General features: G+C 58.0%; 21 protein-coding genes and 1 pseudogene. 6 read left to right on the top strand and 16 right to left on the bottom strand.

Annotated elements, in window-relative coordinates; all coding sequences use genetic code 11:
• Positions 1-6: 6 nt before the first annotated feature.
• The 7 genes from ACR6A7_RS17845 to gmk all read right to left on the bottom strand — a co-directional run bounded on the left by ACR6A7_RS17845 (position 7) and on the right by gmk (position 9,177).
• Positions 7-1,686: an AsmA family protein gene (locus tag ACR6A7_RS17845; RefSeq protein ID WP_434126479.1), complete on the bottom strand. Its 1,680-nt coding sequence runs from the start codon at positions 1,684-1,686 to the stop codon at positions 7-9.
• A gap of 120 nt (positions 1,687-1,806) precedes the next feature.
• Positions 1,807-3,192, bottom strand: a complete 1,386-nt coding sequence (locus ACR6A7_RS17840; protein WP_434126477.1) for a nucleobase:cation symporter-2 family protein — start codon at positions 3,190-3,192, stop codon at positions 1,807-1,809.
• 125 nt (positions 3,193-3,317) lie between these two features.
• Positions 3,318-5,396 carry an ATP-dependent DNA helicase RecG gene (recG, locus tag ACR6A7_RS17835; protein WP_434126475.1) on the bottom strand — a complete coding sequence of 693 codons (2,079 nt, stop codon included), beginning with the start codon at positions 5,394-5,396 and terminating at the stop codon, positions 3,318-3,320.
• Positions 5,393-6,091, bottom strand: coding sequence for a tRNA (guanosine(18)-2'-O)-methyltransferase TrmH (trmH, locus tag ACR6A7_RS17830; protein ID WP_434126473.1), 699 nt, complete (start codon positions 6,089-6,091; stop codon positions 5,393-5,395). The genes recG and trmH overlap by 4 nt, the downstream gene beginning before the upstream one ends.
• Before the next feature lie 3 nt (positions 6,092-6,094).
• Positions 6,095-8,203 carry a bifunctional GTP diphosphokinase/guanosine-3',5'-bis pyrophosphate 3'-pyrophosphohydrolase gene (gene spoT, locus ACR6A7_RS17825; RefSeq protein WP_434126471.1) on the bottom strand — a complete coding sequence of 703 codons (2,109 nt, stop codon included), beginning with the start codon at positions 8,201-8,203 and terminating at the stop codon, positions 6,095-6,097.
• A 20-nt stretch (positions 8,204-8,223) separates the two neighbouring features.
• Entirely contained in the window at positions 8,224-8,499 is a 276-nt protein-coding gene (rpoZ, locus tag ACR6A7_RS17820; RefSeq protein ID WP_013511051.1) for a DNA-directed RNA polymerase subunit omega, read from the bottom strand.
• Between the two features lie 54 nt (positions 8,500-8,553).
• Positions 8,554-9,177, bottom strand: coding sequence for a guanylate kinase (gene gmk / locus ACR6A7_RS17815; RefSeq protein ID WP_033754269.1), 624 nt, complete (start codon positions 9,175-9,177; stop codon positions 8,554-8,556).
• A 242-nt stretch (positions 9,178-9,419) separates the two neighbouring features.
• Here gmk and ligB point away from each other — a divergent pair.
• Positions 9,420-11,151 (top strand): annotated as a pseudogene (gene ligB, locus ACR6A7_RS17810) (NAD-dependent DNA ligase LigB); the annotation flags it as partial.
• Here the strand turns inward: ligB and ACR6A7_RS17805 are convergent.
• From ACR6A7_RS17805 to lpxP, 6 genes are all read right to left on the bottom strand, one after another.
• Positions 11,092-11,709 (bottom strand): trimeric intracellular cation channel family protein, encoded by a 618-nt coding sequence (locus ACR6A7_RS17805; RefSeq protein WP_033754272.1) that lies wholly within the window; start codon positions 11,707-11,709, stop codon positions 11,092-11,094. The pseudogene ligB and the gene ACR6A7_RS17805 sit on opposite strands and share 60 nt — an antisense overlap.
• Positions 11,710-12,082: 373 nt before the next feature.
• On the bottom strand, positions 12,083-12,727 hold the full coding sequence (locus ACR6A7_RS17800) for an oligosaccharide flippase family protein (protein WP_434126468.1): 645 nt from the start codon (positions 12,725-12,727) through the stop codon (positions 12,083-12,085).
• 71 nt (positions 12,728-12,798) lie between these two features.
• Complete coding sequence (locus ACR6A7_RS17795) at positions 12,799-13,062, bottom strand: hypothetical protein (RefSeq protein ID WP_434126467.1); 264 nt, start codon at positions 13,060-13,062, stop codon at positions 12,799-12,801.
• 432 nt (positions 13,063-13,494) lie between these two features.
• Positions 13,495-13,890, bottom strand: coding sequence for a polyketide cyclase (locus ACR6A7_RS17790; RefSeq protein WP_434126466.1), 396 nt, complete (start codon positions 13,888-13,890; stop codon positions 13,495-13,497).
• Between the two features lie 126 nt (positions 13,891-14,016).
• Entirely contained in the window at positions 14,017-15,153 is a 1,137-nt protein-coding gene (locus ACR6A7_RS17785; RefSeq protein ID WP_434126465.1) for an alanine racemase, read from the bottom strand.
• Between the two features lie 111 nt (positions 15,154-15,264).
• On the bottom strand, positions 15,265-16,188 hold the full coding sequence (lpxP, locus tag ACR6A7_RS17780; RefSeq protein WP_434126464.1) for a kdo(2)-lipid IV(A) palmitoleoyltransferase: 924 nt from the start codon (positions 16,186-16,188) through the stop codon (positions 15,265-15,267).
• Positions 16,189-16,753: 565 nt separating this feature from the next.
• Between lpxP and ACR6A7_RS17775 the strand changes: the two genes are divergently transcribed.
• Both ACR6A7_RS17775 and ACR6A7_RS17770 read left to right on the top strand, forming a co-directional pair.
• Positions 16,754-16,933, top strand: coding sequence for a toxin-antitoxin system TumE family protein (locus ACR6A7_RS17775; RefSeq protein WP_434126463.1), 180 nt, complete (start codon positions 16,754-16,756; stop codon positions 16,931-16,933).
• Between the two features lie 106 nt (positions 16,934-17,039).
• Positions 17,040-17,399, top strand: a complete 360-nt coding sequence (locus ACR6A7_RS17770; protein ID WP_434126462.1) for an HVO_A0114 family putative DNA-binding protein — start codon at positions 17,040-17,042, stop codon at positions 17,397-17,399.
• Between the two features lie 375 nt (positions 17,400-17,774).
• Here the strand turns inward: ACR6A7_RS17770 and ACR6A7_RS17765 are convergent, their stop codons facing one another.
• A complete protein-coding gene (locus tag ACR6A7_RS17765) occupies positions 17,775-18,638 on the bottom strand; it encodes a YicC/YloC family endoribonuclease (RefSeq protein ID WP_434126461.1) in 864 nt (287 codons plus the stop codon).
• 158 nt (positions 18,639-18,796) lie between these two features.
• Between ACR6A7_RS17765 and ACR6A7_RS17760 the strand changes: the two genes are divergently transcribed.
• The gene (locus ACR6A7_RS17760) at positions 18,797-19,228 is read left to right on the top strand and encodes a DUF3574 domain-containing protein (protein ID WP_434126459.1); all 432 of its coding nucleotides are present in this window, start codon (positions 18,797-18,799) and stop codon (positions 19,226-19,228) included.
• A 35-nt stretch (positions 19,229-19,263) separates the two neighbouring features.
• On the opposite strand, the gene ACR6A7_RS17755 is transcribed toward ACR6A7_RS17760, so the two are convergent.
• Complete coding sequence (locus ACR6A7_RS17755) at positions 19,264-20,448, bottom strand: NupC/NupG family nucleoside CNT transporter (RefSeq protein WP_434126458.1); 1,185 nt, start codon at positions 20,446-20,448, stop codon at positions 19,264-19,266.
• 144 nt (positions 20,449-20,592) lie between these two features.
• Here ACR6A7_RS17755 and rph point away from each other — a divergent pair, with 144 nt between their 5' ends.
• Together rph and pyrE are read left to right on the top strand one after the other, a co-directional pair.
• A complete protein-coding gene (gene rph, locus ACR6A7_RS17750; RefSeq protein ID WP_033754298.1) occupies positions 20,593-21,309 on the top strand; it encodes a ribonuclease PH in 717 nt (238 codons plus the stop codon).
• A gap of 49 nt (positions 21,310-21,358) precedes the next feature.
• On the top strand, positions 21,359-22,000 hold the full coding sequence (gene pyrE, locus ACR6A7_RS17745) for an orotate phosphoribosyltransferase (protein WP_434126457.1): 642 nt from the start codon (positions 21,359-21,361) through the stop codon (positions 21,998-22,000).
• Positions 22,001-22,060: 60 nt separating this feature from the next.
• Here pyrE and slmA read toward each other — a convergent pair whose 3' ends face one another.
• Positions 22,061-22,657, bottom strand: a complete 597-nt coding sequence (gene slmA, locus ACR6A7_RS17740; RefSeq protein WP_434126455.1) for a nucleoid occlusion factor SlmA — start codon at positions 22,655-22,657, stop codon at positions 22,061-22,063.
• Positions 22,658-22,674: the final 17 nt, after the last annotated feature.

The raw sequence follows: 22,674 nt of genomic DNA, 5'->3' as shown, positions 1-22,674 counted from the left end.
CACTCTTTATCTGACTTCGCCCGCCTGCATCTGCTGCTCAACCTGCTGCGTGTCGGTACGCAGCGAGAGCGAGCCGCTCGCCGAGGATTTCAACGGCGCGTTCGCCTTGAGCGAGGCGTTGAGCTGAAGCTGAAAATTGCTCGGGCCGCCCGCGGGCAGCGCAGGCCAGCCCCAGTTTTGTAGTATCCCTGCGGGCACCGCCTGGCCTTTCAGCGTCAGCGCCACCGGCCGATCTGGCTGCTGGCCGACGCTGGCCGATCCTTCCAGCAGTCCATTACCGCTAAAAGCGCTCATCTCTGTCACCTGGATCTGCCGATCGTCGGCGATAAGAGTGAGCGACGGATGGCGCAAGTCGACGCGGTTAAATGTCGCCTCGGCGGCGTTAAGACTCAGCTTGCCTGACCAGATCCCCCACTGATGCTGACGCGCCAGCAGCAGATTTTCGCCGCTGCCCTCCAGCGAGGTCATCTGAAACGGAAACGCCGGATTGATATCGATGATCAGGTTGCGATTAGAGGTGAAGCGTCGCACCTCCAGCGAATCGAGCCAGGTCGGCAGCGCCGCCTGCCAGCGATCGCGCCACGTTTCCGGCAGCGTATATTCCAGTCCGGCGACCGCCAGATTATTCAGCGTCAGGCGCTTGTCGCTGCGGCTCCAGCGGCCGTCGGCGCGGATCACGCCATTGGCCCAGCGCGAGCTAAACTGGGTCAACGCGATACCCTGCGGCGACAGGTCGAGATTGAGGATCGGATCGTTAAGCTCAAAGCGTCCGTTGATAAAGTTGCTGGCGTTCAGCGCGATCGAACCGTCGTCGCTGCGCCAGTCATCGCCTTGCCAGGTCAGGTTTTTCAGCGTCAGATCGAGATCGGTAACCGCCCAGTCCGGACCCTGCAGGCGCGCATCGGTCATATCCAGACGATTAATGGTAACGGAAGGCAGCGCCTGAATTGGCCGCAGGAAGTCCGTCAGGCTCTGGGCGGTTTGCAGGCGAATATCGTTGAGGCGAAGCTGGTGGATCAGCCAGTTGCCCTGCGCGTCGCGCTCGGCGCTGCCGGTCATCGAACCGCGCGCCAGATCGGCGCCGACGTTGCTGAAGAGCATGCGACCCTGCGCTACGCTGCCCTGAATCAGGACGTTAGCGCCCGACACCTTGTTCAGCGTCAGGCCGCCAGCGCTCATCTGAAACTGCGCGTCGCTGCCCAGCATGCTCTTCGTCGTGGGTTTCCATGGCATAACGCCGCCGTTTACCCGCTGAGCCGTAAGCGGAAGCGGCGAGTCTGGACTGTCTATGCGCATATTATTCAGCTGCAGGCGTCCTGCCTGGAAAGGCAGCGCGTCGCCAGGCGTCAGGTTTGCCAGATTCACCGCGCCGTCGCGCAGCTCGATGCTGCCGAAGTGCAGCGGATCGCTGAACTGCAGCAGCGCGAATCCGAGATCGACGCGCTTCGCCACCACGGCGGCTGGCTGGCCGTCATGACCAAAGGTAACGTTGTCGAGAATGATGTGCGAAGGCGAGGAAAAGTTGTGCTCTATCTTACTGATGGAGAGATGCCAGGCCGTTTTATCGCTCACGTAGCGGCTGAACCAGCCTGCGCCCCACTGCGTCTGCAGCAGAACGTAGATCACCACCAGGGTCAGCACCAGCAGCAATAGTACCGTAAGAAAAAATTTTCCAAGAAATTTCATTGTATCCATCCCGCCATCTTTCCGGTCAGTGCTTGTTATGCCTGAATTACCGTTGTAGCTCAACAGCCTGGATGTAAATACGAATAAATAGCAGAGGCGGGCCGCCGCCCGCCGGAGAGGTTACTTTTCCTGCGGAAAGATCAGGTTCAGCACGATGGCGGTGATGCCGCCTGCGGCGATGCCGGAAGAGAGCAGGGTCTTCAGCCAGTCTGGCGCGAACTGCAGGATCAGCGGCTGCTGTGATACGCCCAGCCCGACCGCAAGCGACAGCGCGATAATCATAATCGCACGGCGGTTCAGCGGCTCGCGCGACACGATGCGTACGCCGGAGGCGGCGATGGTGCCGAACATGACGATGGTCGCGCCACCCAGCACCGGTTCCGGAATATGCTGCACAAAACCGCTCACCGCTGGAAACAGACCCAGCACGATCAGCATTAGCGCGACCACAAAGCCGACGTAGCGGCTGGCGACGCCGGTCAGCTGGATAACGCCGTTGTTCTGGCCAAAACAGGAGTTGGGAAAGGTATTAAACAGCGCGGAGACAAATGAGTTCAGCCCGTTCGCCAGCACACCGCCTTTCAGACGCTGCATATAGAGCGGACCGCTCACCGGCTGCTCTGAAACATCCGAGGTCGCGGTAATATCGCCGATCGTCTCCAGTGAGGTGACCATAAACACCAGCATCAGCGGCACCAGCAGGTTCCAGTCGAAGCCCAGCCCATAATAGAGGGGCGTCGGCACTGCGACCAGCGGCTGGCTGGTCGGCGCGGCGGTTGGCGGCAGCATATCCATCAGCCAGGCGGCGAGATAGCCGATCGCCATGGCGATAACCAGCGACGCGACGCGCAGATAAGGATTGCGCTGACGGTTGAGCAGGATGATCACCGCCAGCACCACGCCCGCCAGCAGCAGGTTTTTCGGCGCGCCGAAGCTGTGATCGTTCATCGCGGCGAAGCCGCCGCCAATAGAGGTCAGGCCGACCTGAATCAGCGACAGGCCGATAATCATCACTACAATGCCGGAGACCAGCGGAGTGATAATGCGGCGCGCCAGGTGCAGAACGCGCGACAGCACCATTTCAGTACAGGAGGCCACCATCAGCGTGCCGAACAGCGCCGCCATCATGGTCGGCACGTCGGCGCCGCCGTTTTTCAGCGCCATGCCGCCCATAATCAGGGGCGTGACAAAGTTGAAGCTGGTGCCCTGAATCGACAGCAGGCCCGAGCCAACCGGGCCCCAGGTTTTAATCTGCAGTAGCGAGGCGACGCCGGAGGCGAACAGCGACATGCTGATAATGTGCTGCGTATCCTGCGCAGGCAGGCCCAGCGCCTGACAAATCAGCAGCGCGGGCGTGATGACCGCCACAAACATCGCCAGCAGATGCTGACCGGCGGCAAACAGCGTTTGCGGCAGCGGCGGACGATCCTCAAGACGGTAAATCAGTTCGCTCTGGCGCGGCGGCGTCGATGTAGGGTGTGTGACGTCTGGTTGATTAACGGACATAAAGTGGCTTCCCGGTCTGTGAAGAGGGGGATTTTAAACCGCTGATGGCTGAAAGCAATCGTTTGCCAGCCTTTATCTTATGCGCGTCCAGGCGCAAGCGCAGTCAGATCAGAGAGGAGAGGGAATCAGACGTTGGTATAGCGTGCAGTTTCCGGCAGCCAGCGCTCGATCAGCGCCTTCGCCTGTTCAGGATAGTGCTGGTGGATATGGCGCGCCACGCGCTGTACATCCGGCACCATCGCCTGATCGCGCAGCAGATCCGCTACCTTAAACTCGGCGTTGCCGGTCTGGCGCGTGCCCAGCAGCTCGCCCGGACCGCGAATCTCCAGATCGTGCTGGGCGATGACGAAGCCGTCGTTGCTGTCGCGCAGCACCTGCAAACGACGCTGCGCGGTTTTGCTCAGCGGCGCTTTGTAGAGCAATACGCAGTGCGACGCCACTGCGCCGCGCCCGACGCGTCCGCGCAGCTGATGCAGCTGCGCCAGCCCCAGGCGTTCCGGGTTTTCGATAATCATCAGGCTGGCGTTAGGCACGTCGACCCCGACTTCAATCACCGTGGTCGCCACCAGCAGCTGCATCTCATTGGCCTTGAAGGCTGCCATGACCGCCTGCTTCTCTGCGGGCTTCATGCGGCCGTGTACCAGACCAATATTCAGGTCGGGCAGCGCGACTTTCAGGGCTTCCCAGCTCGCTTCCGCTGCCTGTGCCTCCAGCAGATCGGACTCTTCGATCAGCGTGCAGACCCAGTAAGCCTGGCGGCCATCCTGGCAGGCGTGCCGCACGCGGGCGATGATGTCATCGCGGCGGCTGTCGGGGATAGCGACGGTGGTGACCGGCGTACGGCCCGGCGGCAGCTCGTCAATGGTCGAGGTATCGAGATCGGCGTAGGCGGTCATCGCCAGGGTGCGCGGAATCGGCGTCGCGGTCATAATCAGCTGATGCGGATGGAAGCCCTGCTCTTCGCCTTTCTCCCACAGCGCCAGCCGCTGATGCACGCCGAAACGATGCTGCTCGTCGATAATCACCAGCGCCAGGCCGTTGAACTGCACCTGCTCCTGAAACAGCGCATGCGTGCCGACCACCATCGCCACCTGTCCGCTGGCGATCGCCTCCTGCTGCGCCTGTCGCGCTTTGCCTTTCTGTTTGCCAGCCAGCCAGCCGACTTCGATGCCCAGCGGCGCAAACCAGCTGCGGAAGTTACTGGCGTGCTGCTCTGCCAGCAGCTCGGTGGGCGCCATCAGTGCCACCTGTTTACCGTGGGCGATGACGTCGAGCGCCGCCAGCGCCGCGACCAGGGTTTTACCGGATCCCACGTCGCCCTGCACCAGGCGCATCATTGGGAAATCGTTGGTCAGATCGCGCTCAATCTCCTGCACCACGCGTTTTTGCGCGTTGGTCGGTGAGAAGGGCAATGCAGCCAGCAGTTTGTCGCTCAGCGTATGGCGCGGCGCCATCGGCAGCGCGTAATAGCGCTGCGCGCCGGCGCGTACCGCCAGCATGCTGAGGTTGTGCGCCAGCAGCTCTTCCAGGATCAGACGACGCTGCGCCGGATGGCGGCCATGCTCCAGCTCGCTCAGGCGCAGGTCCGGCGGCGGACGATGCAGCGTGCGCAGCGCCTCCGGCAGGCTAATCAATCCCTGCGCCAGCTCCTGCGGCAGCAGTTCGGCGATCGGCACGCTCTCCAGCAGCGTCAGCGCCTGATCGGTAAGGCTGCGCAGCGTGGCCTGACGGATACCTTCGGTGGTGGGATAGACCGGCGTCAGGGTCTCTTCCAGCGTAACCGGACTCTGCTCGCCCTGAACGCGATACTCGGGGTGAATGATTTCCGCGCCGCGCTGGCCGCGCTTGATCTCGCCATAGGCGGTTACGCGACGACCCGGCGCCAGGCTGTTCTTCATCCCGGCATTGAAGTTGAAGAAACGCATAGTGAGCACGCCGCTGCCATCGCTGATCTGACATACCAGCATGCGGCGTCGGCCAAAGGAGATGTCCGACTGCAAAACCTCGCCCTCTACCGTGGCCCAGATGCCGGGCAGCAGATCGTTAATGGCATAGAGTTGGGTGCGGTCTTCGTAGCGTAGCGGGAGATGGAGCAGCAGATCCTGAATGGTATGCAGGCCGAGCTTAGCCAGCTTCGCCGCCTGACTGGCGCCGACGCCGGTCAGGGTACTGAGCGGTATGGCATCCAGCAGGCGGCCTTTCATTTCTTTTTCCCCGTGGCCTGCATGCTGGCCCACCAGTCGGCGTCAGCTTCCACTTCACCCTGAGCGTTGATATGCGGATAGGGCAGACCTTTCTGCTTCGCCACGCGCGCCAGCACCGGATAGCCGCCTTCGAACAGCAGGCGCTGCTGCTCCTCTTCGTCCAGCAGGCTGTGCTGGCGCTGATAGAGTCCGGCGTTCTGCCGCTGGCGCTGCGCTTCGTAAAGGATCAGCGCAGAGGCCACGGAGACGTTCAGCGACTGCACCATGCCGACCATAGGAATAATGATGTCGCGATCGGCCAGCGCCAGCGCTTCGGCGGTGATGCCTGTTTTTTCCTGACCCATCAGAATGCAGGTCGGGCGGGTGTAATCTATGTCGCGAAAATCGACCGCTCTGGCCGACAGGTTGGTCGCCAGCACCTGCATGCCGCGATCTTTCAGGTGGGTAACTGCCTGGGCGATAGTGCGGTGAGTTTTAACTTTCACCCAGCTGTTGCTGCCGGCGGAAGCGGAAACCATGGTGCGCATCCGCTCGCTGGGCCAGACGGCGTGCACTTCGTGAATGCCCACCGCATCCGCCGTGCGGATCACCGCCGATACGTTGTGCGGTTTATGCACCTGTTCCATACAGACGGTGAGGTCGTGCTGGCGAAGCGCCAGCATCTCCTGAATACGAGCGAAGCGTTGGGCGTTCATGCGCTAGTTACGGTTTCGGTGGACTTTGATCACGTCCGGCATCACGCGAATTTTACGCATAATGTTCGCCAGATGGACGCGATCGTGCGCGGTCAGGCGGATAAACGCGCTGTAAACGCGGCCGTCGCGCTCTTCGGTATTAAGGCTCTGGATGTTCGAGCCTGCGGTATTGATCGCCGCTGTCAGGTTCGCCAGCGCGCCCTGATGGTTGAACATGTCGACTTTAATCTCCGCCACGAACTCCTGATCGGTGACCTTATCCCACTCTACCGGCATGAATTTTTCCGGCTCTTTCTGGTAGCCGCGAATATTTCGACAGGATTCGTGATGCACCACCAGTCCCTTGCCGGGGCTGACGTGGGCCACGATGGGATCGCCGGGAATCGGACGGCAGCACTTGGCGAAGGTGATCAGGACGCCGTCTGCGCCTTTGATCGGCAGCTTGCCGCGTTTGCTGCTGCTCGGCGGCGTCGCATTGCTCGACTGCAGCAGGTTCTTCGCCACCACCACGCTCATGGCATTACCGAGGCCGATCTCCGCCAGCAGATCGTCCAGCGACGTCAGCTTCATGCGATCCAGCTCTTGCTTAATGTTCGCGGGCGAAATCTCCGCCAGCTTGCGGCTGCCACCAAGCGCGTGGCTCAGCAGGCGACGGCCAAGATTGACGGAGTCTTCGCGCTTGAGGTTTTTCAGCAGCTGGCGAATTTTGGCGCGCGCTTTGGAACTGACGACGAAGTTGAGCCAGGCGGCGTTGGGACGTGCGCCCGGCGCCGTAATGATCTCTACCGTCTGGCCGCTGGTCAGCGGCTGTGAGAGCGGATAGGGCTGGCGATCGACGCGCGCACCGACGCAGGCATGGCCGATATCGGTATGCACCGCATAGGCGAAATCGACCGGCGTCGCACCGGCCGGCAGCTCGACGATGCGGCCTTCCGGCGTAAAGACGTAAATCTCGTCAGGGAAGAGATCGGATTTCACGCTCTCGATAAATTCAAATGAGCTGCCCGCGCTCTGCTGCAGCTCCAGCAGGCTTTGCAGCCAGCGCTGGGCGCGGATCTGCGCGGTCGTGCCGCTTTCGCCCGCCTGTTTATAAGCCCAGTGCGCGGCGACCCCCATCTCTGCCATCTGATCCATATCTTCGGTGCGGATCTGCACCTCGACCGGCACGCCGTGCGGACCGATCATTGAGGTATGCAGCGACTGATAGCCGTTGGCTTTGGGGATGGCGATGTAATCTTTCATCCGGCCTGGACGCGGTTTGTACAGGCTGTGCATCTGACCGAGCACGCGGTAGCAGGTGTCCACGTCCTTCACGATCACGCGGAAGGCGTAGATATCCATGATGGAGTGAAAACGCTGCTCTTTCAGCGTCATTTTGCGGTAGATCGAGTAGAGATGTTTTTCACGGCCGCTGACGCGGCAGGGAATGCCCGCTTCCTGCAGGCGTCCGTCGATTTCCGACAGGATCTTCTGGATCATCTCTTTGCGGTTGCCGCGCGCCGCTTTGACGACCTCTTTAATCACGCGATAGCGATTAGGGTAGAGCGCCTCAAAACCCAGCTCTTCCAGCTCGATTTTCAGGTGGTGGATACCCAGGCGATGCGCCAGCGGAGAGTAGATCTCCAGGGTTTCCAGCGCGATGCGACGACGCTTGTCTGGACGCAGCGAACCCAGCGTACGCATATTGTGCGTGCGGTCGGCCAGCTTGATGAGAATGACGCGGATATCCTGCACCATCGCCATGATCATCTTGCGGAAGTTCTCGGCCTGCGCCTCTTTCTTGTCGCGGAAGGTCAGCTTATCCAGCTTGGATACGCCTTCCACCAGCTCCGCCACGCTTTTGCCGAACAGCTGCTCCATATCCTGGTAGGTTGCTGGCGTGTCTTCAATCACATCATGCAGCAGCGCGGCCATGAGCGTTTCATGGTCGAGCTTCATCTCCGCCAGAATGCAGGCAACGGCAACAGGATGGGTAATGTAGGGCTCGCCGCTGGAGCGTGTCTGTCCCTCGTGAGCATCACGTGCGACAAGATACGCTTGCTGGAGGCGCTTGATTTGCTCCTCCGGCAGGTATTTTTCAATCAGCTGATTGAGGCTTTCAAACAGATACAAGGTTGGCCTGCAGGTTGCTGTTAACGACGACCTTCAGCGATAGCGGTAACGGCTTGCAATTCAGCGGCTTCCTGCTCTTGCTGCTCCTGACGATCGCGCACGTCGAGGATCTGGTTAGTGATCAGGCCTTCTTCGATTTCGCGCAGGGCGATAACGGTGGCTTTATCGTTCTCTTCCGGAACCAGCGGATCTTTGCCGCCTACCTGCATCTGACGTGCACGGCGTGCAGCGACCAACACCAGGTCAAAACGGTTACCAATTTTTTCTACTGCGTCCTGAACGGTTACGCGTGCCATAGGTGTGCTACTCCACAGATGAAGAAATGACTGGGCATAATACTGAAACTGTCTTCAGACTGCCAATAGTTTGCTGATTAAAGCATCATGACGCGCCTTCTGGCGCCCCATGCGCAGGCGTTCAGCGCGGATGATGGTCTTCAGATCCGACAGCGCCAGATCGAAATCATCATTGATAATTAAATAGTCGTATTCGGCGTAGTGGCTCATCTCGGAGACCGCCTGCGCCATGCGGCGGGCAATCACCTCTTCGCTGTCCTGACCGCGGCCGCGCAGACGGCGGTCCAGCTCGTCCTGCGAAGGCGGCAGCACGAAGATGCTGCGCGCGGCGGGCATTTTCGCACGGATCTGCTGCGCGCCCTGCCAGTCGATATCAAGAAACACATCGACGCCAGTGGAGAGCACCTGCTCGATCGCTTTACGCGACGTGCCGTAATAGTTGTCGAAGACTTTAGCATGCTCGAGGAAGGCGTCTTCCGCGATCATCGCTTCAAACTCATCTTTTGAGACGAAGTAATAGTGTTCGCCATGGGCTTCGCCGGGACGCATGCCGCGGGTGGTATGAGAGACAGACACCTGCGTATCGTACAGCGGTTGTGTCTTTAATAACGCCTGAATCAGGCTGGATTTACCCGCGCCGCTGGGGGCGGAAACAATAAAAAGCGTGCCTTGAGCCATGGTCTTCTTGAATTGAGTAAAGAGCGGAGTCGATTTCCTGCAAAGTATACACGGCTTAAGGCGGTCACGCAGCGTTTGCGCATGGCGCTGCGCTAAATCTTTTGCGGCCCGGCGCGTAAAACCGCGATTTCCAGCCTGCAAACGCCTCTGTTTTCTGCCTGTTCCCTTCCATTTCGCTGTTTTGGCCGTCGCTCCGCCGATTTCGCGCCGCTTCAATAGGCGAAACGTCGAGGAGGCGCATTATGAAAGAGAGATTATACCTGTTGCTGCTGGCTGCTGGCTCAGCGCAGGCGCTTTGTCCGGCATGGACGCCTGCGCGCGCCGGCGAGGAGATCGCCCGTCTGCAGCGGCAGCTGGAGCGCTGGGACCAGGCCTACTACCGCGATGGCCAAAGCCTGGTCCGCGATACGGACTATGACACGCTGCTGCAGCGGCTAAAAAGCTGGCAGCGCTGCTTCACACCCACCCACCCGACCTATGACTCGCAACTGCCTGCCAGCGGCAGGGTCGCGCATCCAGTGGCGCACACCGGCGTAAAAAAGCTGCGCGATAAGCTGGCGCTGGCGTACTGGATGCAGGATCGGCGCGACTTATGGGTGCAGCCGAAAATCGACGGCGTCGCGGTCACGCTGGTCTACGAGACGGGAAAGCTGGCAGCATTAATTAGCCGCGGTGACGGGCTGCACGGCGAATCCTGGTTAGCGAAAGCAGCTTATATTCCCGACATTCCGCTGAAGATTAAGAGCGATGCGCCGCGGGTGGTGCTGCAGGGCGAACTCTTCCTGAAGATGACCGATCACCGCCAGTCGCGCGACGGCGGTAAAAACGCGCGGGCGCAGGTAGCGGGCGCGCTGATGAGTCAGACGCCTGGGCCGCTGCTGGCCGATATCGGCTTGTTTATCTGGGGATGGCCAGATGGGCCCGCTGGGATGGGTGATCGTCTGCGGCAGCTTGCTGACTGGGGGCTGGATCTGGCGCAAGCGTGGAGTCAGCCGGTACGGGATGAAGAGGAGGTCGCGGTCTGGCGCGAACGCTGGTTCAACGCGCCGCTGCCTTTCGCAACGGACGGTGTGGTGGTGCATCAGGCGATGCGCCCGGCCGGACAAAGCTGGATGCCTGGTGAGGGCGACTGGGCGGTGGCGTGGAAGTTTGAGCCGCCGGACGCCACCAGCGAAGTACGTTCGGTTGATTTCACCACCGGTCGCACCGGCAATATCGCTGTGGTGCTCACCCTTCAGCCGGTCGCGCTCGACGACAAAATTGTCCGGCGCGTGAACCTCGGCTCACTGCGGCGCTGGCGGGCATGGGACGTTATTCCCGGCGATCAGGTGGCCATTAGCCTGGCGGGACAGGGCATTCCTCGTCTGGAAAGGGTGATCTGGCGAGTCGCAGAACGCGACTACCCGCAGCCACCGGATGCTGAAAGCTTTACGCCGCTCAGCTGCCTGAGCGCTACGCCCGCCTGCCGCCAGCAGCTGCTGGCGCGGCTAAGCTGGCTAAGCCAGAAATCGGTGCTGGATATCGCGGGTGTGCAGCGCAGCACCTGGCTGCGGCTGCTGGAGAACCGCGCCATGTCGCATCTTTTCTCCTGGCTGACGCTGACGCCGGAGCAAATCGCGCAGAGCTCAGGCATCAGCCCGACGCGCGCGCAGCAGCTCTGGCATCAGTTCAACCTGACCCGTCAGCAGCCACTGCGCCGCTGGATCGGCGCGCTCGGCATACCGCTGCCGCGCCGTGCGCTAAACGCCTTGCCGGACAGGAGCTGGGACGAGGTGCAGCAGCGCGACGTGCAGCAGTGGCAGGCGCTGCCAGGCGTCGGCGCGATCCTGGCGCAGCGTATTCACGCCATGCTGCAGGACGCGCAGATACAAAAGCTGATCGCTTTTCTGCGACAGCAGGGCATTCCGGGTGAGGTCAGTGCTCCGGATGAGGGTAGTTGAAAACCGGCAGGCCAAGCCGGAAGCGCAGCGCCAGCAGGCGCGCCAGAAAGCCAAACAGCAGCGTAATAATTACCACAGCCTCATGTGCCAGCGAGGTTTTCAGCAACAGGATATAAATCCAGCCGGAGGCAAAGGCGATACCGGCATAGAGCTCTTTCTGAAACACCAGCGGAATACGATTACAGAACATATCGCGCAGCACGCCGCCGAATACGCCGGTAATCACCGCGGCAATCGCGGCAATAATCATCGCATGGCCGCTGTCCAGCGCCACCTGCGCGCCAATAATCGAGAAGACCACCAAACCTAACGCATCCAGCACCAGGAAAACTTTGCGCAGGTGGGTCATCAGCGGTGCAAGCCAGGTCGTCAGCACGGCAGCAGCAGCAACAATCATGATGTATTCCGGATGCTTCACCCAGCCGAGCGGGTAATGGCCCAGTAAAATATCCCGCACCGATCCGCCGCCAATTGCCGTGACCGACGCGATGATAATCACGCCGAACAGATCCATTTTGCGTCGTCCGGCGGCAAGCGCGCCTGTCATGGCTTCCGCCGTAATGCCGATAATATAGAGGACGGTTAATAACATAGCTGGCTCCAGATGGTGGGCGGCAAGGCTACGGGGTGAGTGAAATCTCAGCAACTGAGAATTTCTCAGGCGATTGCTTCGCATCAGTTTAACTTATGACGGCCTGCGGAAAAACGCCGACGTAGCGGGAAGGTCAGTGTAGCGCGGCGGCGGCAGGATAAGAAAAACGAATTACCAACAGGGCAGGCAATGAAGCGAAGCGCTATTAAGGCGAGGCTATCGGGGAAAGCGTGAAAGAGGCCGCTTAGCCAGTCAGGAAAAGTTGGGGAAGAAATAAAAATATCGCGCGGATAAAAAGAAAAAAGCGTGCTGTCGCCAGCACGCGAATGCATCTTATCAGATGCCCAGAGCCCACCATACAGACTTGTTTTTATTATGCGATTCTTGCGCGAATGCGACTGTAATCTTTGAGATTAAAACGATATTCCGGCTGAAAGCTCGAGCGGCCATAATAGCAGTAGGTCAGCATGCGAACTGAGGCCAATGCCAGATAACCCCAGATGGCACACAGTACCGAGGGCGTCAGCCAGACGGTAAATAACGTCACGCCAAGGCCAAAAAGCACCGATAACGTTTCAGTAAAGGCGATGCGAGTAAATTGCTTTTCACGCTGTAGAACGGCGCGATAATGTTGCCCCTGCGGAATAATAATAAAAATAACAGAGACCATTTCCAGCATAATAGCCAGTTCAGGCTGCTGCAGGTAGTTACCGATAAGATCGCTACCGGTAAACAGCACGGCGAAAATAACCATGCTCAGCAGCATATTGCCCCAGTAAAGCATCGACTGATCGCGTACCGACAGCGTGCCGCTGCGGATCAGCGCGTTGGAAAAGCTGCGATCGGCCAGCGTATCGATGACCAGCAGCCCGATGATGGCGATCGCCAGCAGGTTAAGCTCGTTAGCCTGCAGTATTTGCGCCAGTAAAGAGAGCTGAAGTACCCCAATGCCGATGATTTTGATCGATGAGAGAATCGACCATTTTGCGCCGGTAAGGCTTCGTTCACGTATCGCCATGATATGCTCGTTAGGTACAGGTACCGAGTAAAATGTGACGTATAAAATAGCAGGCTATTTTATACTAATAATTAATGCCATTCGCCTGCGCGAAGTCCAGACGCAGTACGCCAGGCCTCACCCGTTATTATTGATTCAATGCGATGGATTTCTGAAACGTAAATAATGTCCCCATTATTATTATCCCGGGACAGGGCCGTCTTTTCTGTGGTTAACAGAAAAGTGGCCAGGTCCTGGGCAAATCCCTTTATATTTTTATATTCTCCAGCCAGCATCCTACTGGCAATCTCAACAAGTTCTTCTTCTGACAGCAGAGCCGTAGTTGAGCAGTCCATTTTTATTTCCTGGTGTTGTTATTATTAGTGTTGCTGTGTGTGTGGCTAATTTATACCTCGTTTTTTTTAATTTAACACCATAAGAAAAGTCCGATAAAGCCGCTGTAGAAATAAATGGATTCACTCTTTGCATGAAATTTTTTTACTTCCGTTCTAAAGGTTTATTAATCGTTGTGCAGTAAAAAGGGGAAGTGGCAGGTATAAAAAATGCGCATTCACAGGGAATGCATGTATTTCAGGCGTTACAGCGAAACGGCAGCGTGAGCTACCCAGGAATTTTCCCGGATAGCGGGCTTTAATGAAACTGTTGGGAACAGCGAAGATGACTTATGAAAAAGGTGAAAACGCTTATGCGTTTTTACTGAACTTTTTTCACTTTTCTGAGCCGTAAGGCCCAGCCATGACTAAAGATCGATGGCTTCTTCGCCGGTTTTACTGGGTGAGCAGAGCGTTGAGACGAGCAAGATCGCTTCTTACCCATTCAATATCCTGAGAAAATTTGCCGTCAGACATAAGCGGCTGGCGATAAACCACCATCACCACTTCCGCGCCCTGTTCGTTGGCGACCACGCGCATCGGCATATAAATCTCTTTACCAAAGCCGCTGTCAATCCAGTGATCCATTACGCCAAAGGGATTATGCGGGGTAAAGCGAAGCTTTACTGCACCGTCCGGCCCGCGCGCGCGCCAGTAACTGCCTTCCTGCTCCAGCGTACTGCTGCTCAGTCCAGAGGCCCATTTGGCGAAGTATTCCGGTTTCCAGATAGTTTCATACAAATCTAACCAGTTACGCGCAATGGTCTGACTGACAACCTGGGACAACAACATGCTACCTCCGGAACCGGGTTAAAAAGGCATTAAAACATGTTGTATGCAGGGGGAGAATCCTCCACAACCAGAAGTGTGGTGTAGGCAGGGTTTCGTCCGGCAGGCCGGGCGGCCTGCCGGAACCGATCAAAGGAAACGTCCGCGCGCGTCAATCAGCTGGAGCTCTGCACGACCGTCGGCGTGACGCAGCACATAGCTGTCCGACTGCGCCATAACCGCACAGCTGTGATTCGGGTAGATACGCAGCAGGGCGCCGACGCGGGGCGCATTATCCTGCCAGGCGATAAAGCCATGCTCCTCCGATAGCTTACTCACCTCATAGCAGGTGCCGCTCTCATCGACAGCGACGCCGAAGCCGCTGGCAAGGGTGCCGTGCGGACCTTTATCCGAACTCAACATTTTAGAACCGGCATCGATAATGGCGAAGTGGCGGTTTACCGCAACCACGCGCGCGATCACGCTCAGCGCCAGCGCGTCAACGCGGCTCAGGCCAAGGCGGCAGGCGGTCAGATCGAGCAGGGCGTAGTTTCCCGGCCGGATCTCGTCGGTTCCATCAGCCACCGGCGCGGCGAGCGCCGTGGGCGTCGCACCGACGGAAACAGGGCAGTGGGCGAACCCCGCGGCGCGCAGCTGGCCTTGCACCTGCTGCATCAGCCGCGCCTCTTGCTGCGCGATCTCCGCAATGGCGTCACGGTTCCCCGCGCCGTAGGCGTGCCCGGCGTGGGAGATCAGACCGGCAAAACGCAGCCGCGCTGCCTGCACTGCCTGTGCCAGCTTTACCGCGTCGTCGCGATGCGGATCGACGCCAATTCGATGGAGCCCAACATCGACTTTAATCGCCACCCTAACATCGGCATCAGGCTGCTGGCGCAGCGCCTCAGCAATCGCGGCTACGCCAGGTTGCGCATCGACAATCAGGGTCACCTTCGCCTGATGCTGCGCTGCCAGCTTCAGCAGCGGCGCAATGCTGTCAGCGCGAATTACCGGGTAGGCCAGCAGAACATCGCGCTCGCCGCCGCGAATAAAGACTTCGCCTTCGCTCGGCTTAGAGACGGTGATGCCGCAGGCGCCCAGCGAACGCTGGCGACGGGCGATATAGAGGCTTTTATGCGTTTTGATATGGGGGCGGAGCGCGACGCCTGCGCGGCTGGCTTTTTCCTGCATGCTCCGCAGATTGGTTTCCAGCCTGTCGGCATCGATTTCAATATAGGGCGTCAGGCGATCGTCAGGCAGAGGACGTTGCCAGCGTTGGTTCATATCCATACGAGGTTCCTGCACAAACAGAGAAAACCTCATCATTCAGCAATCTGCGGCGAGATACCAGCCGCAAAAAGCGAAAACCGCATCATGAAGGTTGTCATGATGCGGAACAGACTAAACGTAAAGCGAGGCTTCGCCTGGCGGACGGGTTTTGAAGCGGCGGTGCAGCCACAGATACTGCTCGGGCGCACGCAGAATCTGACTTTCGATCACCTTGTTCATATAGGCGGCGGCGGCAGCTTCATCGGTATGCGGGTAGTTTTCCAGCTCGGGATCGATAATCAGCTGATAGCCATAATTATCGGGATTGCGGATCAGCGAGATGGTCAGCATTGCCGGATTGGCCAGGCGCGACAGAACGAAGGTGCCGTTGGTGGTTGCGGCTTTCTCAACGGCGAACAGCGGAGCAAAGACGCTGCCTTTCGGGCCGTAATCCTGATCCGGCGCAAACCACACCGATTCGCCTTTTTTCAGCGCCTGCACCATGCCGCGCAGATCGCGCCGATCGATCATCGCTTTGTTAGAACGCATACGGCCTTTGGTCTGCGCCCACTCCATCGCCCGGTTATTGTGCGGGCGGTACATTGCCATCATCGGCTGGCACAAACCGCTGATGCGACCGCCCAGCTCCAGCGACATAAAGTGCACGCCGATAACCATTACGCCGCGCTTCTGCTCCATAGCGGAGCGCAGATGGTGCATGCCTGACACGTCGAACAGTTTTCTCACCGCGCGATCCGACCAGAACCATGCGATGCCGGTTTCCATCAGCGCCATGCCCAGCGAAGCGAAGTTGCCCGCGATCATGCGCTCTATGTCGTGTTCGGCAATGCCAGGAAAGCAGAGTTCGATATTGCGTCGCGTAATTCGTTCCCGACGCTTAAGGAAATGACGAGAAAGCGTGCCGGCGTTGGCGCCGAGACGCATCAGAACAGGATAAGGAAGCTGAACCAGCAGCCACAGGATGCCCAGACCTAGCCAGGTTAACCAGTAACGCGGATGCAGCATTGAACGGCAGAAAGCTCCGGTCTTTTTCATAGCGCACCTTTATGTGATGAGTGTATGTATCGCATAAAGAAGCACTTCCCTAAGTTCCCCAGCGTTACAGCTTGTAGTCAATCGGACCGGCACATTAGCAAAAAGTGCCACGAAAGAAAGTGAAACCGTAGAATCATATGGAGATGAATGTTTCATTGAGGGAGTGATTATCGTAGGCAGGAATGATGCTCCTGGATAAATAACCATTATAAACAGTGGCTTATTATATTTTCGGCGGAGTAGCCTATAGCAGGCGAGCTAACATTAAGAGTGGTCTGGAAATGAATGCTTATGTTTATTTACGCAGTGTTTACGCTAGGGGGGGAGAGAAAACAGCCAAAAGCTCGCCTGGAGGCGAGCCTTTCGTTCAGCAGGCGTCGACTGTTAAATCTGTTTATTGAGTAGGGCGCCCAGCGCCTTATTTTTTACTGGGTTTTCTGAAATACGTTTTCTCATTAGGTACACCCTTGTGTACACGGAAACCGTGAGTCCTTAACTAATGATGTATTTATTTACATCACAGACTTGTTGATGTTATCGTTTACATCAACAAGGAGATGTTTCTATGCCCGCTGTCGAGTTAATGAATCGGCGTATCCAGATAGCAGACAATGCTTTCGCCACTATCCGCATTTTACAGGTCGCCCCGGCAATACTGGGAAGCAAACACCAGTATAAATACAGCCTGGCTTACATCGTGGAAGGTGTCTGCGTGATGCGTTATGACAACGAGCGCGGCAAATGAGACCATAAGCATATTGGCGATCGAGAATATCCGGTTTTGTTCACCAGCATTGAGAACCTGATAGCCAGCTTTCAGAACGATATTAGCCTGCTGAGGAGGTAACACCATGCGAGTATTAACAGTCAGAGTGATGGCCGCTGACGATGCTTTCCGGGCGGCAATGTTTGATGCGTCACGCGCCATGAGCGGGGATTTTATAGGCTCAGAGCTGGTATTTCCCACTGTAGAACAACTGGCAAAAACGATGCTTGCACCTAATCGCTGGCAAATCATTAAGGCGATGGAGGGCAAAGAAGCCATATCTATCCGGAAACTTTCGCGGCTGGTAGGTCGTGACTTTCGCGGCGTTTATAACGATGTCCAGTCATTACTCAATGGTGGCGTGCTGGATAAGCAGGGCGATAAAATCGTGCTGCCCTATGACCGGATTCACATCGAGTTCAACTCAGACGATGCGGTAGCATAAGCACTGAATCCGGTACCGGCCAGAAAAGGATTTATTCTGGCCGGTGATGCATACACAACGGAAATATTTTCGTTCAGTTGGTTCACTGCCCGCCAGCCCGTAATCCTCCGGCAGATGGCTGAGGACGTATACATTAAACTGCCGTCCCTGAATGCGTGGAGACTTGCGCTGATAGCCGCGCCCGCTGTTAGGGGGTATCAGCATCCCAGCGTTTTTCAGCACTTCGGCAAACTGTTTAGGGTTAAGACCTGCGGCGATCTCTTTCCGGTAATCATGCGCTTTAGTACGACGTTATGATAGCTCCTGATAACAACAAAGCCCGTCATTATGCGGGCTTTGTTGGGTTTGTGCGTCCTGATGATACTTTCTAAATTCTTATTCGATGTTCTGAATCTGCTCGCGCATCTGTTCAATTAATACCTTCAGCTCAATCGCCGATGCGGTCACGTCCGCATTGATCGATTTCGACCCCAGCGTGTTCGATTCGCGGTTGAACTCCTGCATCATAAAGTCGAGGCGGCGGCCAACGGCCTCTTTTTTGCCGAGGATGTTATAGGTCTCTTTAACATGCGCCTCCAGACGATCCAGCTCTTCCGCAACGTCGATACGCTGCGCCATCATCACCAGCTCCTGCTCGAGACGGTTGTTTTCCAGCTGCACTTCCGCCTCTTCCAGCTTCGCCACCAGGCGCTCGCGCTGCCATTTCAGGATCTCTGGCATCTGGGCGCGCACTTTCGCCACTTCCTGCTTCACGCCGTCGAGTCGCTGCTCAATCATGGCTTTCAGCGCTGCGCCTTCGCTTTCGCGCGCGACGATGAAGTCATCCAGCGCGCCGTCCAGCGCGCTCAGCAGCTGGGCGTTAATCGCATCAAGGTCTTGTTCCTGCGCGGACATCACGCCGGGCCAGCGCAGAATGTCCATCGGATTGATGGCGCCTTCGTCGCTCTGCATCTTCACCCAGTTGGCGGCCTGCACCAGCTGCTTCGCCAGGGTTTCATTCAGCATCAGTTCGCCCTGCGCGCCGGGATCGGCGTCGAAACGCAGGTTGCACTCGATTTTGCCGCGCGTCAGGCGCTGACGAATGCGTTCGCGGATAACCGGCTCCAGACTGCGAAACTGCTCCGGCAGACGGATATAGGTTTCAAGGTAACGCTGGTTAACGGAGCGAAGCTCCCAGGCGGCGCTGCCCCAGGTGCCTTTGGCTTCGCGGCGGGCGTAAGCGGTCATACTGCGGATCATAATCGGCTACTCTTTGTCAGAAATTATGCAGCAAGTATAGCGACACCCGCCGCGCGCTAACAGGCATAAGCGCAGGCGTGGGCGAATAAGGAAACATTTCCGCTTTTGTGGACAGACACTTATGATGGCTGCTAACCGTTTTGATAAGGATACCGTCGATGTTCCGCTCTGTTGCCCTTTCCGTGGCGCTGGCCGCGCTGCTGGCCGGTTGCCAGGCGCCGCGCCCGCTCCCGCCGCCGACCAAACCGATTGCCGTGTGCGCCGGCGGTGAAATGATGATGCAGACCACGCTCTGGTTCGGTCTCAGCAAACCGCAGGGCGGAATGGTGAGCCGCGACGACTGGCAGCAGTTTCTGGACAAAGAGGTGACGCCGCGCTTTAAAGCGGGACTCAGCGTCTACGACGCCAGCGGTCAGTGGCTGGAGCAAAGCGGCAAGCTGGCGCGCGAGCCGAGCAAGGCGCTAATGCTTATTCACGGCACGGAGAAGGGCGTCAACGATGATATCGAGGCGCTGCGCACGCTTTACAAGCAACGCTTTGCCCAGGAGTCAGTGATGCGCGTTGATGCGCCGGTGTGTGTAGGATTTTGAATAAAAACGGCGGCTAGAAGGCCGCCGTGCAGAGATTAGATAAACAGACCGGCGAAGGCTGCCGACAGCAGGCTCACCAGCGTGGAGCCGTAAACCAGCTTCCAGCCGAACCGGGAAACCACATTGCCCTGCTGTTCGTTCAGTCCTTTGATCGCGCCGGCGACGATGCCGATCGAGGCGACGTTGGCGAACGACACCAGGAACACAGAGAGAATACCCAGCCCGCGCGGCGTCATGCCGGCCGCCACCTTCTGCAGCTCAATCATCGCCACAAACTCGTTCGCCACCAGTTTGGTCGCCATAATGCTGGCGGCCTGCAGCGCGTCGGCGGCGGGAATGCCGATCAGCCAGGCGAATGGATAGAAGAGATAGCCGAGGATCTGCTGGAAGCTGTAGCCAAACAGCGCGCTGAACAGCGCGTTGACCGCGGCAATCAGCGCGATAAAGCCGATCAGCATCGCCAGGATAATCATCGCGACCTTAAAGCCCGCCAGGATGTACTCGCCGAGCATCTCGAAAAAGCTTTGCTCTTCATGCAGCTTGTCGAGCGGGATCGCCACTTCATCCTGCGCTTTGCCGGGATTGATAATCGAGAGAATAATAAAGGTGCTGAACATATTGAGCAGCAGCGCGGCGACCACATATTTCGGCTCGATCATCGACATATAGGCGCCGACGATAGAGAGCGACACGGTGGACATCGCCGTGGCGGCCATGGTGTAAAGGCGTTTCGGCGGAATATCGGCCAGAATACCTTTATAGGCGATAAAGTTCTCCGACTGGCCGAGGACCAGCGTGCTGACGGCGTTGAACGACTCAAGTTTGCCCATGCCGTTAACTTTCGACAGCAGCGTGCCCACCAGCCGAATCAGCAGCGGCAGAATGCGCCAGTGCTGCAGAATGCCGATGAGCGCCGAGATAAACACGATAGGGCAGAGCACGCCAAGAAAAATAAAGGCCAGCCCTTGCTTGCTCATATTGCCAAACACGAAGTCGGTGCCCTGCGCGGCGAAGGTCAGCAGCTTTTCAAAAAAGCCGCTGAAGGCGCCGACCGCCGCCTGTCCGCTGGCGGCGTGCAGGAAAAACCAGCCCAGCGCGGCTTCCACCACGATCAGCTGCACGATATAACGCAGGCGTATCTGTTTGCGGTCATGACTGACCAGCAGCGCAAGGGCGAAAATCACCGCCAGCGCCAGCAGGAAATGCAGAATTGAGGTCATACTTTTATTTTCAGTGAGTGAGGAAGGCGCATTTAGCCACAGACCGCGCGGAAATTCATCCGCCAATGCGTCACCCCGTCAGCAAGACAGGCGGCGAGGAAGTCCGTATAATGCGCAGCCAATTCATTTCAGCCGGAGATTACCATGCGTCCAGCAGGCCGAAGCGCACAGCAGGTGCGTCCCGTCACCCTGACCCGAAACTACACCAAACATGCCGAGGGCTCAGTGCTGGTAGAGTTCGGTGAAACCAAAGTGCTCTGCACTGCTACCGTGGAAGAGAGTGTCCCGCGTTTCCTGAAAGGGCAGGGACAAGGCTGGGTAACCGCCGAATATGGCATGCTGCCGCGCTCCACCCATAGCCGTATGGCGCGTGAAGCGGCCAAAGGCAAACAGGGCGGACGGACGCTGGAAATCCAGCGCCTGATCGCGCGCTCGCTGCGCGCGGCGGTCGATCTTAAAGCGCTGGGCGAATTTACCATCACGCTGGACTGCGACGTGATTCAGGCTGACGGCGGCACCCGTACCGCGTCGATTACCGGCGCTTGCGTGGCGCTGGCCGATGCGCTGAACAAGCTGGTGGCCGACGGCAAGCTGAAAGCGAACCCGATGAAGGGCATGGTGGCGGCAATTTCTGTCGGCATCGTTGAAGGCGAAGCGCGCTGCGATCTGGAGTATGTAGAAGACTCCGCTGCCGAAACCGACATGAACGTGGTGATGCTGGAAGATGGCCGCATGATCGAAGTGCAGGGCACGGCGGAAGGCGAGCCGTTCAGCCATGAGGAGTTGCTCTCCCTGCTCGCGCTGGCGCGCGGCGGCATTGAGGAACTGATTCAGGCGCAGAAAGCAGCGCTGAACAACTGATTTACCAGGCGACCAGAGAGTCGCCTTTTTTTTGCGAGAGGAGTGAGAGATGAAAGCCTGGCAGCGTCAGTTTATTGAATTCGCCCTGAACAAGCAGGTGCTGAAGTTCGGCGAATTTACCCTGAAGTCTGGCCGTAAAAGCCCCTATTTTTTCAATGCCGGCCTGTTTAACAGCGGTCGCGATCTGGCGCTGCTGGGCCGTTTCTACGCGCAGGCGTTAGTGGACGGCGGCGTCGACTTCGATCTGCTGTTCGGGCCGGCCTATAAAGGCATTCCTATCGCCACGACCACCGCCGTGGCGCTGGCCGATCACCATGACCGCGACGTGCCTTACTGCTTCAACCGCAAAGAGGCAAAAGACCATGGCGAAGGCGGTCTGCTGGTAGGGAGCCCGCTGGCGGGCCGCGTTATGCTGGTAGATGACGTCATCACCGCCGGCACGGCGATACGCGAATCGATGGACATCATCAATGCGCATAACGCCACGCTGGCGGGCGTGCTGATTTCCCTGGATCGACAGGAGCGCGGACGCGGCGATATTTCAGCAATTCAGGAGGTGGAGCGCGACTATAAATGTCAGGTTACCGCCATCATTACCCTGAAGGAGCTGATTAGCTACCTGGAAGAGAAGCCGGAAATGGCGGATCATCTGGCGAAAGTGCGCGCCTATCAGAAAGAGTACGGCATCTGATGCCAATGGCTTCCTTTTCCCGCCAGGGAAAGGGAAGCCAGCCCGGCTGGCGTACGCGGGCTACACCAGCTGCGCGGCCAGCAGCGGCCAGCGAATATCAAAGTCGGCGGTCGGCCGAAAACGAAACTCCGAGCGCACGTAACGCGACAGGATGCCTTCGCAAAAGGCCAGCAGCTGACTCGCCAGCAGCGCCTCGTCCGTCTCAAAGCCTTCGCCTTCACGCATTCTGCGTTCGCGCATCACCTGGCGCAGCTGCACTTCAATACGCTCAAACAGCTGATTGATGCGTCCCTGCAGGCGATCCTGCTCGAACATCAGCGCGTGGCCGGTCAAAATACGGGTCAGCCCCGGATTACGCTCACCAAATCCCAGAATCAGCTGCACGATAAGACGCAGGCGCGCCATCGTCTCTTTTTCATCTTTCAGGATCAGATTGATGCGGGTAATCAGACTGTCTTCAATAAACTCAATCAGGCTGTCAAACATGCGCGTTTTGCTGGGAAAGTGGCGATAGAGCGCCGCTTCAGAAACGCCGACGCTGGCCGCCAGCTTGGCGGTGGTGATGCGCTGGCTACCGTCACTGGACTCCAGCATTTGCGCCAACGCCTGCAAAATTTCTTCGCGACGGTTCCGTTTGGCGAGTTTTTTTTCTGCCATGACCTTAAAAACCCCTG

Origin of the sequence: Pantoea phyllosphaerae (genome assembly GCF_051025595.1) — a bacterium.
Lineage (GTDB): Bacteria > Pseudomonadota > Gammaproteobacteria > Enterobacterales > Enterobacteriaceae > Pantoea.
The sequence above is the reverse complement of the archived record's forward strand: the minus strand, read 5'-3'. Positions and strand labels throughout refer to the sequence as shown.

What these genes read in the sequence shown, in the direction of transcription:
- rpoZ (WP_013511051.1), bottom strand. Translation starts at nt 8,499, where the DNA reads ATGGCACGCGTAACCGTTCAGGACGCAGTAGAAAAAATTGGTAACCGT.
- gmk (WP_033754269.1), bottom strand. Translation starts at nt 9,177, where the DNA reads ATGGCTCAAGGCACGCTTTTTATTGTTTCCGCCCCCAGCGGCGCGGGT.
- slmA (WP_434126455.1), bottom strand. Translation starts at nt 22,657, where the DNA reads ATGGCAGAAAAAAAACTCGCCAAACGGAACCGTCGCGAAGAAATTTTG.
- ACR6A7_RS17840 (WP_434126477.1), bottom strand. Translation starts at nt 3,192, where the DNA reads ATGTCCGTTAATCAACCAGACGTCACACACCCTACATCGACGCCGCCG.
- lpxP (WP_434126464.1), bottom strand. Translation starts at nt 16,188, where the DNA reads ATGAAAAAGACCGGAGCTTTCTGCCGTTCAATGCTGCATCCGCGTTAC.
- rph (WP_033754298.1), top strand. Translation starts at nt 20,593, where the DNA reads ATGCGTCCAGCAGGCCGAAGCGCACAGCAGGTGCGTCCCGTCACCCTG.
- trmH (WP_434126473.1), bottom strand. Translation starts at nt 6,091, where the DNA reads ATGAACGCCCAACGCTTCGCTCGTATTCAGGAGATGCTGGCGCTTCGC.
- ACR6A7_RS17800 (WP_434126468.1), bottom strand. Translation starts at nt 12,727, where the DNA reads ATGGCGATACGTGAACGAAGCCTTACCGGCGCAAAATGGTCGATTCTC.
- recG (WP_434126475.1), bottom strand. Translation starts at nt 5,396, where the DNA reads ATGAAAGGCCGCCTGCTGGATGCCATACCGCTCAGTACCCTGACCGGC.
- ACR6A7_RS17775 (WP_434126463.1), top strand. Translation starts at nt 16,754, where the DNA reads ATGCCCGCTGTCGAGTTAATGAATCGGCGTATCCAGATAGCAGACAAT.
- pyrE (WP_434126457.1), top strand. Translation starts at nt 21,359, where the DNA reads ATGAAAGCCTGGCAGCGTCAGTTTATTGAATTCGCCCTGAACAAGCAG.
- ACR6A7_RS17770 (WP_434126462.1), top strand. Translation starts at nt 17,040, where the DNA reads ATGCGAGTATTAACAGTCAGAGTGATGGCCGCTGACGATGCTTTCCGG.
- ACR6A7_RS17760 (WP_434126459.1), top strand. Translation starts at nt 18,797, where the DNA reads ATGTTCCGCTCTGTTGCCCTTTCCGTGGCGCTGGCCGCGCTGCTGGCC.
- ACR6A7_RS17755 (WP_434126458.1), bottom strand. Translation starts at nt 20,448, where the DNA reads ATGACCTCAATTCTGCATTTCCTGCTGGCGCTGGCGGTGATTTTCGCC.
- ACR6A7_RS17765 (WP_434126461.1), bottom strand. Translation starts at nt 18,638, where the DNA reads ATGATCCGCAGTATGACCGCTTACGCCCGCCGCGAAGCCAAAGGCACC.
- ACR6A7_RS17785 (WP_434126465.1), bottom strand. Translation starts at nt 15,153, where the DNA reads ATGGATATGAACCAACGCTGGCAACGTCCTCTGCCTGACGATCGCCTG.
- ACR6A7_RS17790 (WP_434126466.1), bottom strand. Translation starts at nt 13,890, where the DNA reads ATGTTGTTGTCCCAGGTTGTCAGTCAGACCATTGCGCGTAACTGGTTA.
- ACR6A7_RS17845 (WP_434126479.1), bottom strand. Translation starts at nt 1,686, where the DNA reads ATGAAATTTCTTGGAAAATTTTTTCTTACGGTACTATTGCTGCTGGTG.
- ACR6A7_RS17805 (WP_033754272.1), bottom strand. Translation starts at nt 11,709, where the DNA reads ATGTTATTAACCGTCCTCTATATTATCGGCATTACGGCGGAAGCCATG.
- ACR6A7_RS17795 (WP_434126467.1), bottom strand. Translation starts at nt 13,062, where the DNA reads ATGGACTGCTCAACTACGGCTCTGCTGTCAGAAGAAGAACTTGTTGAG.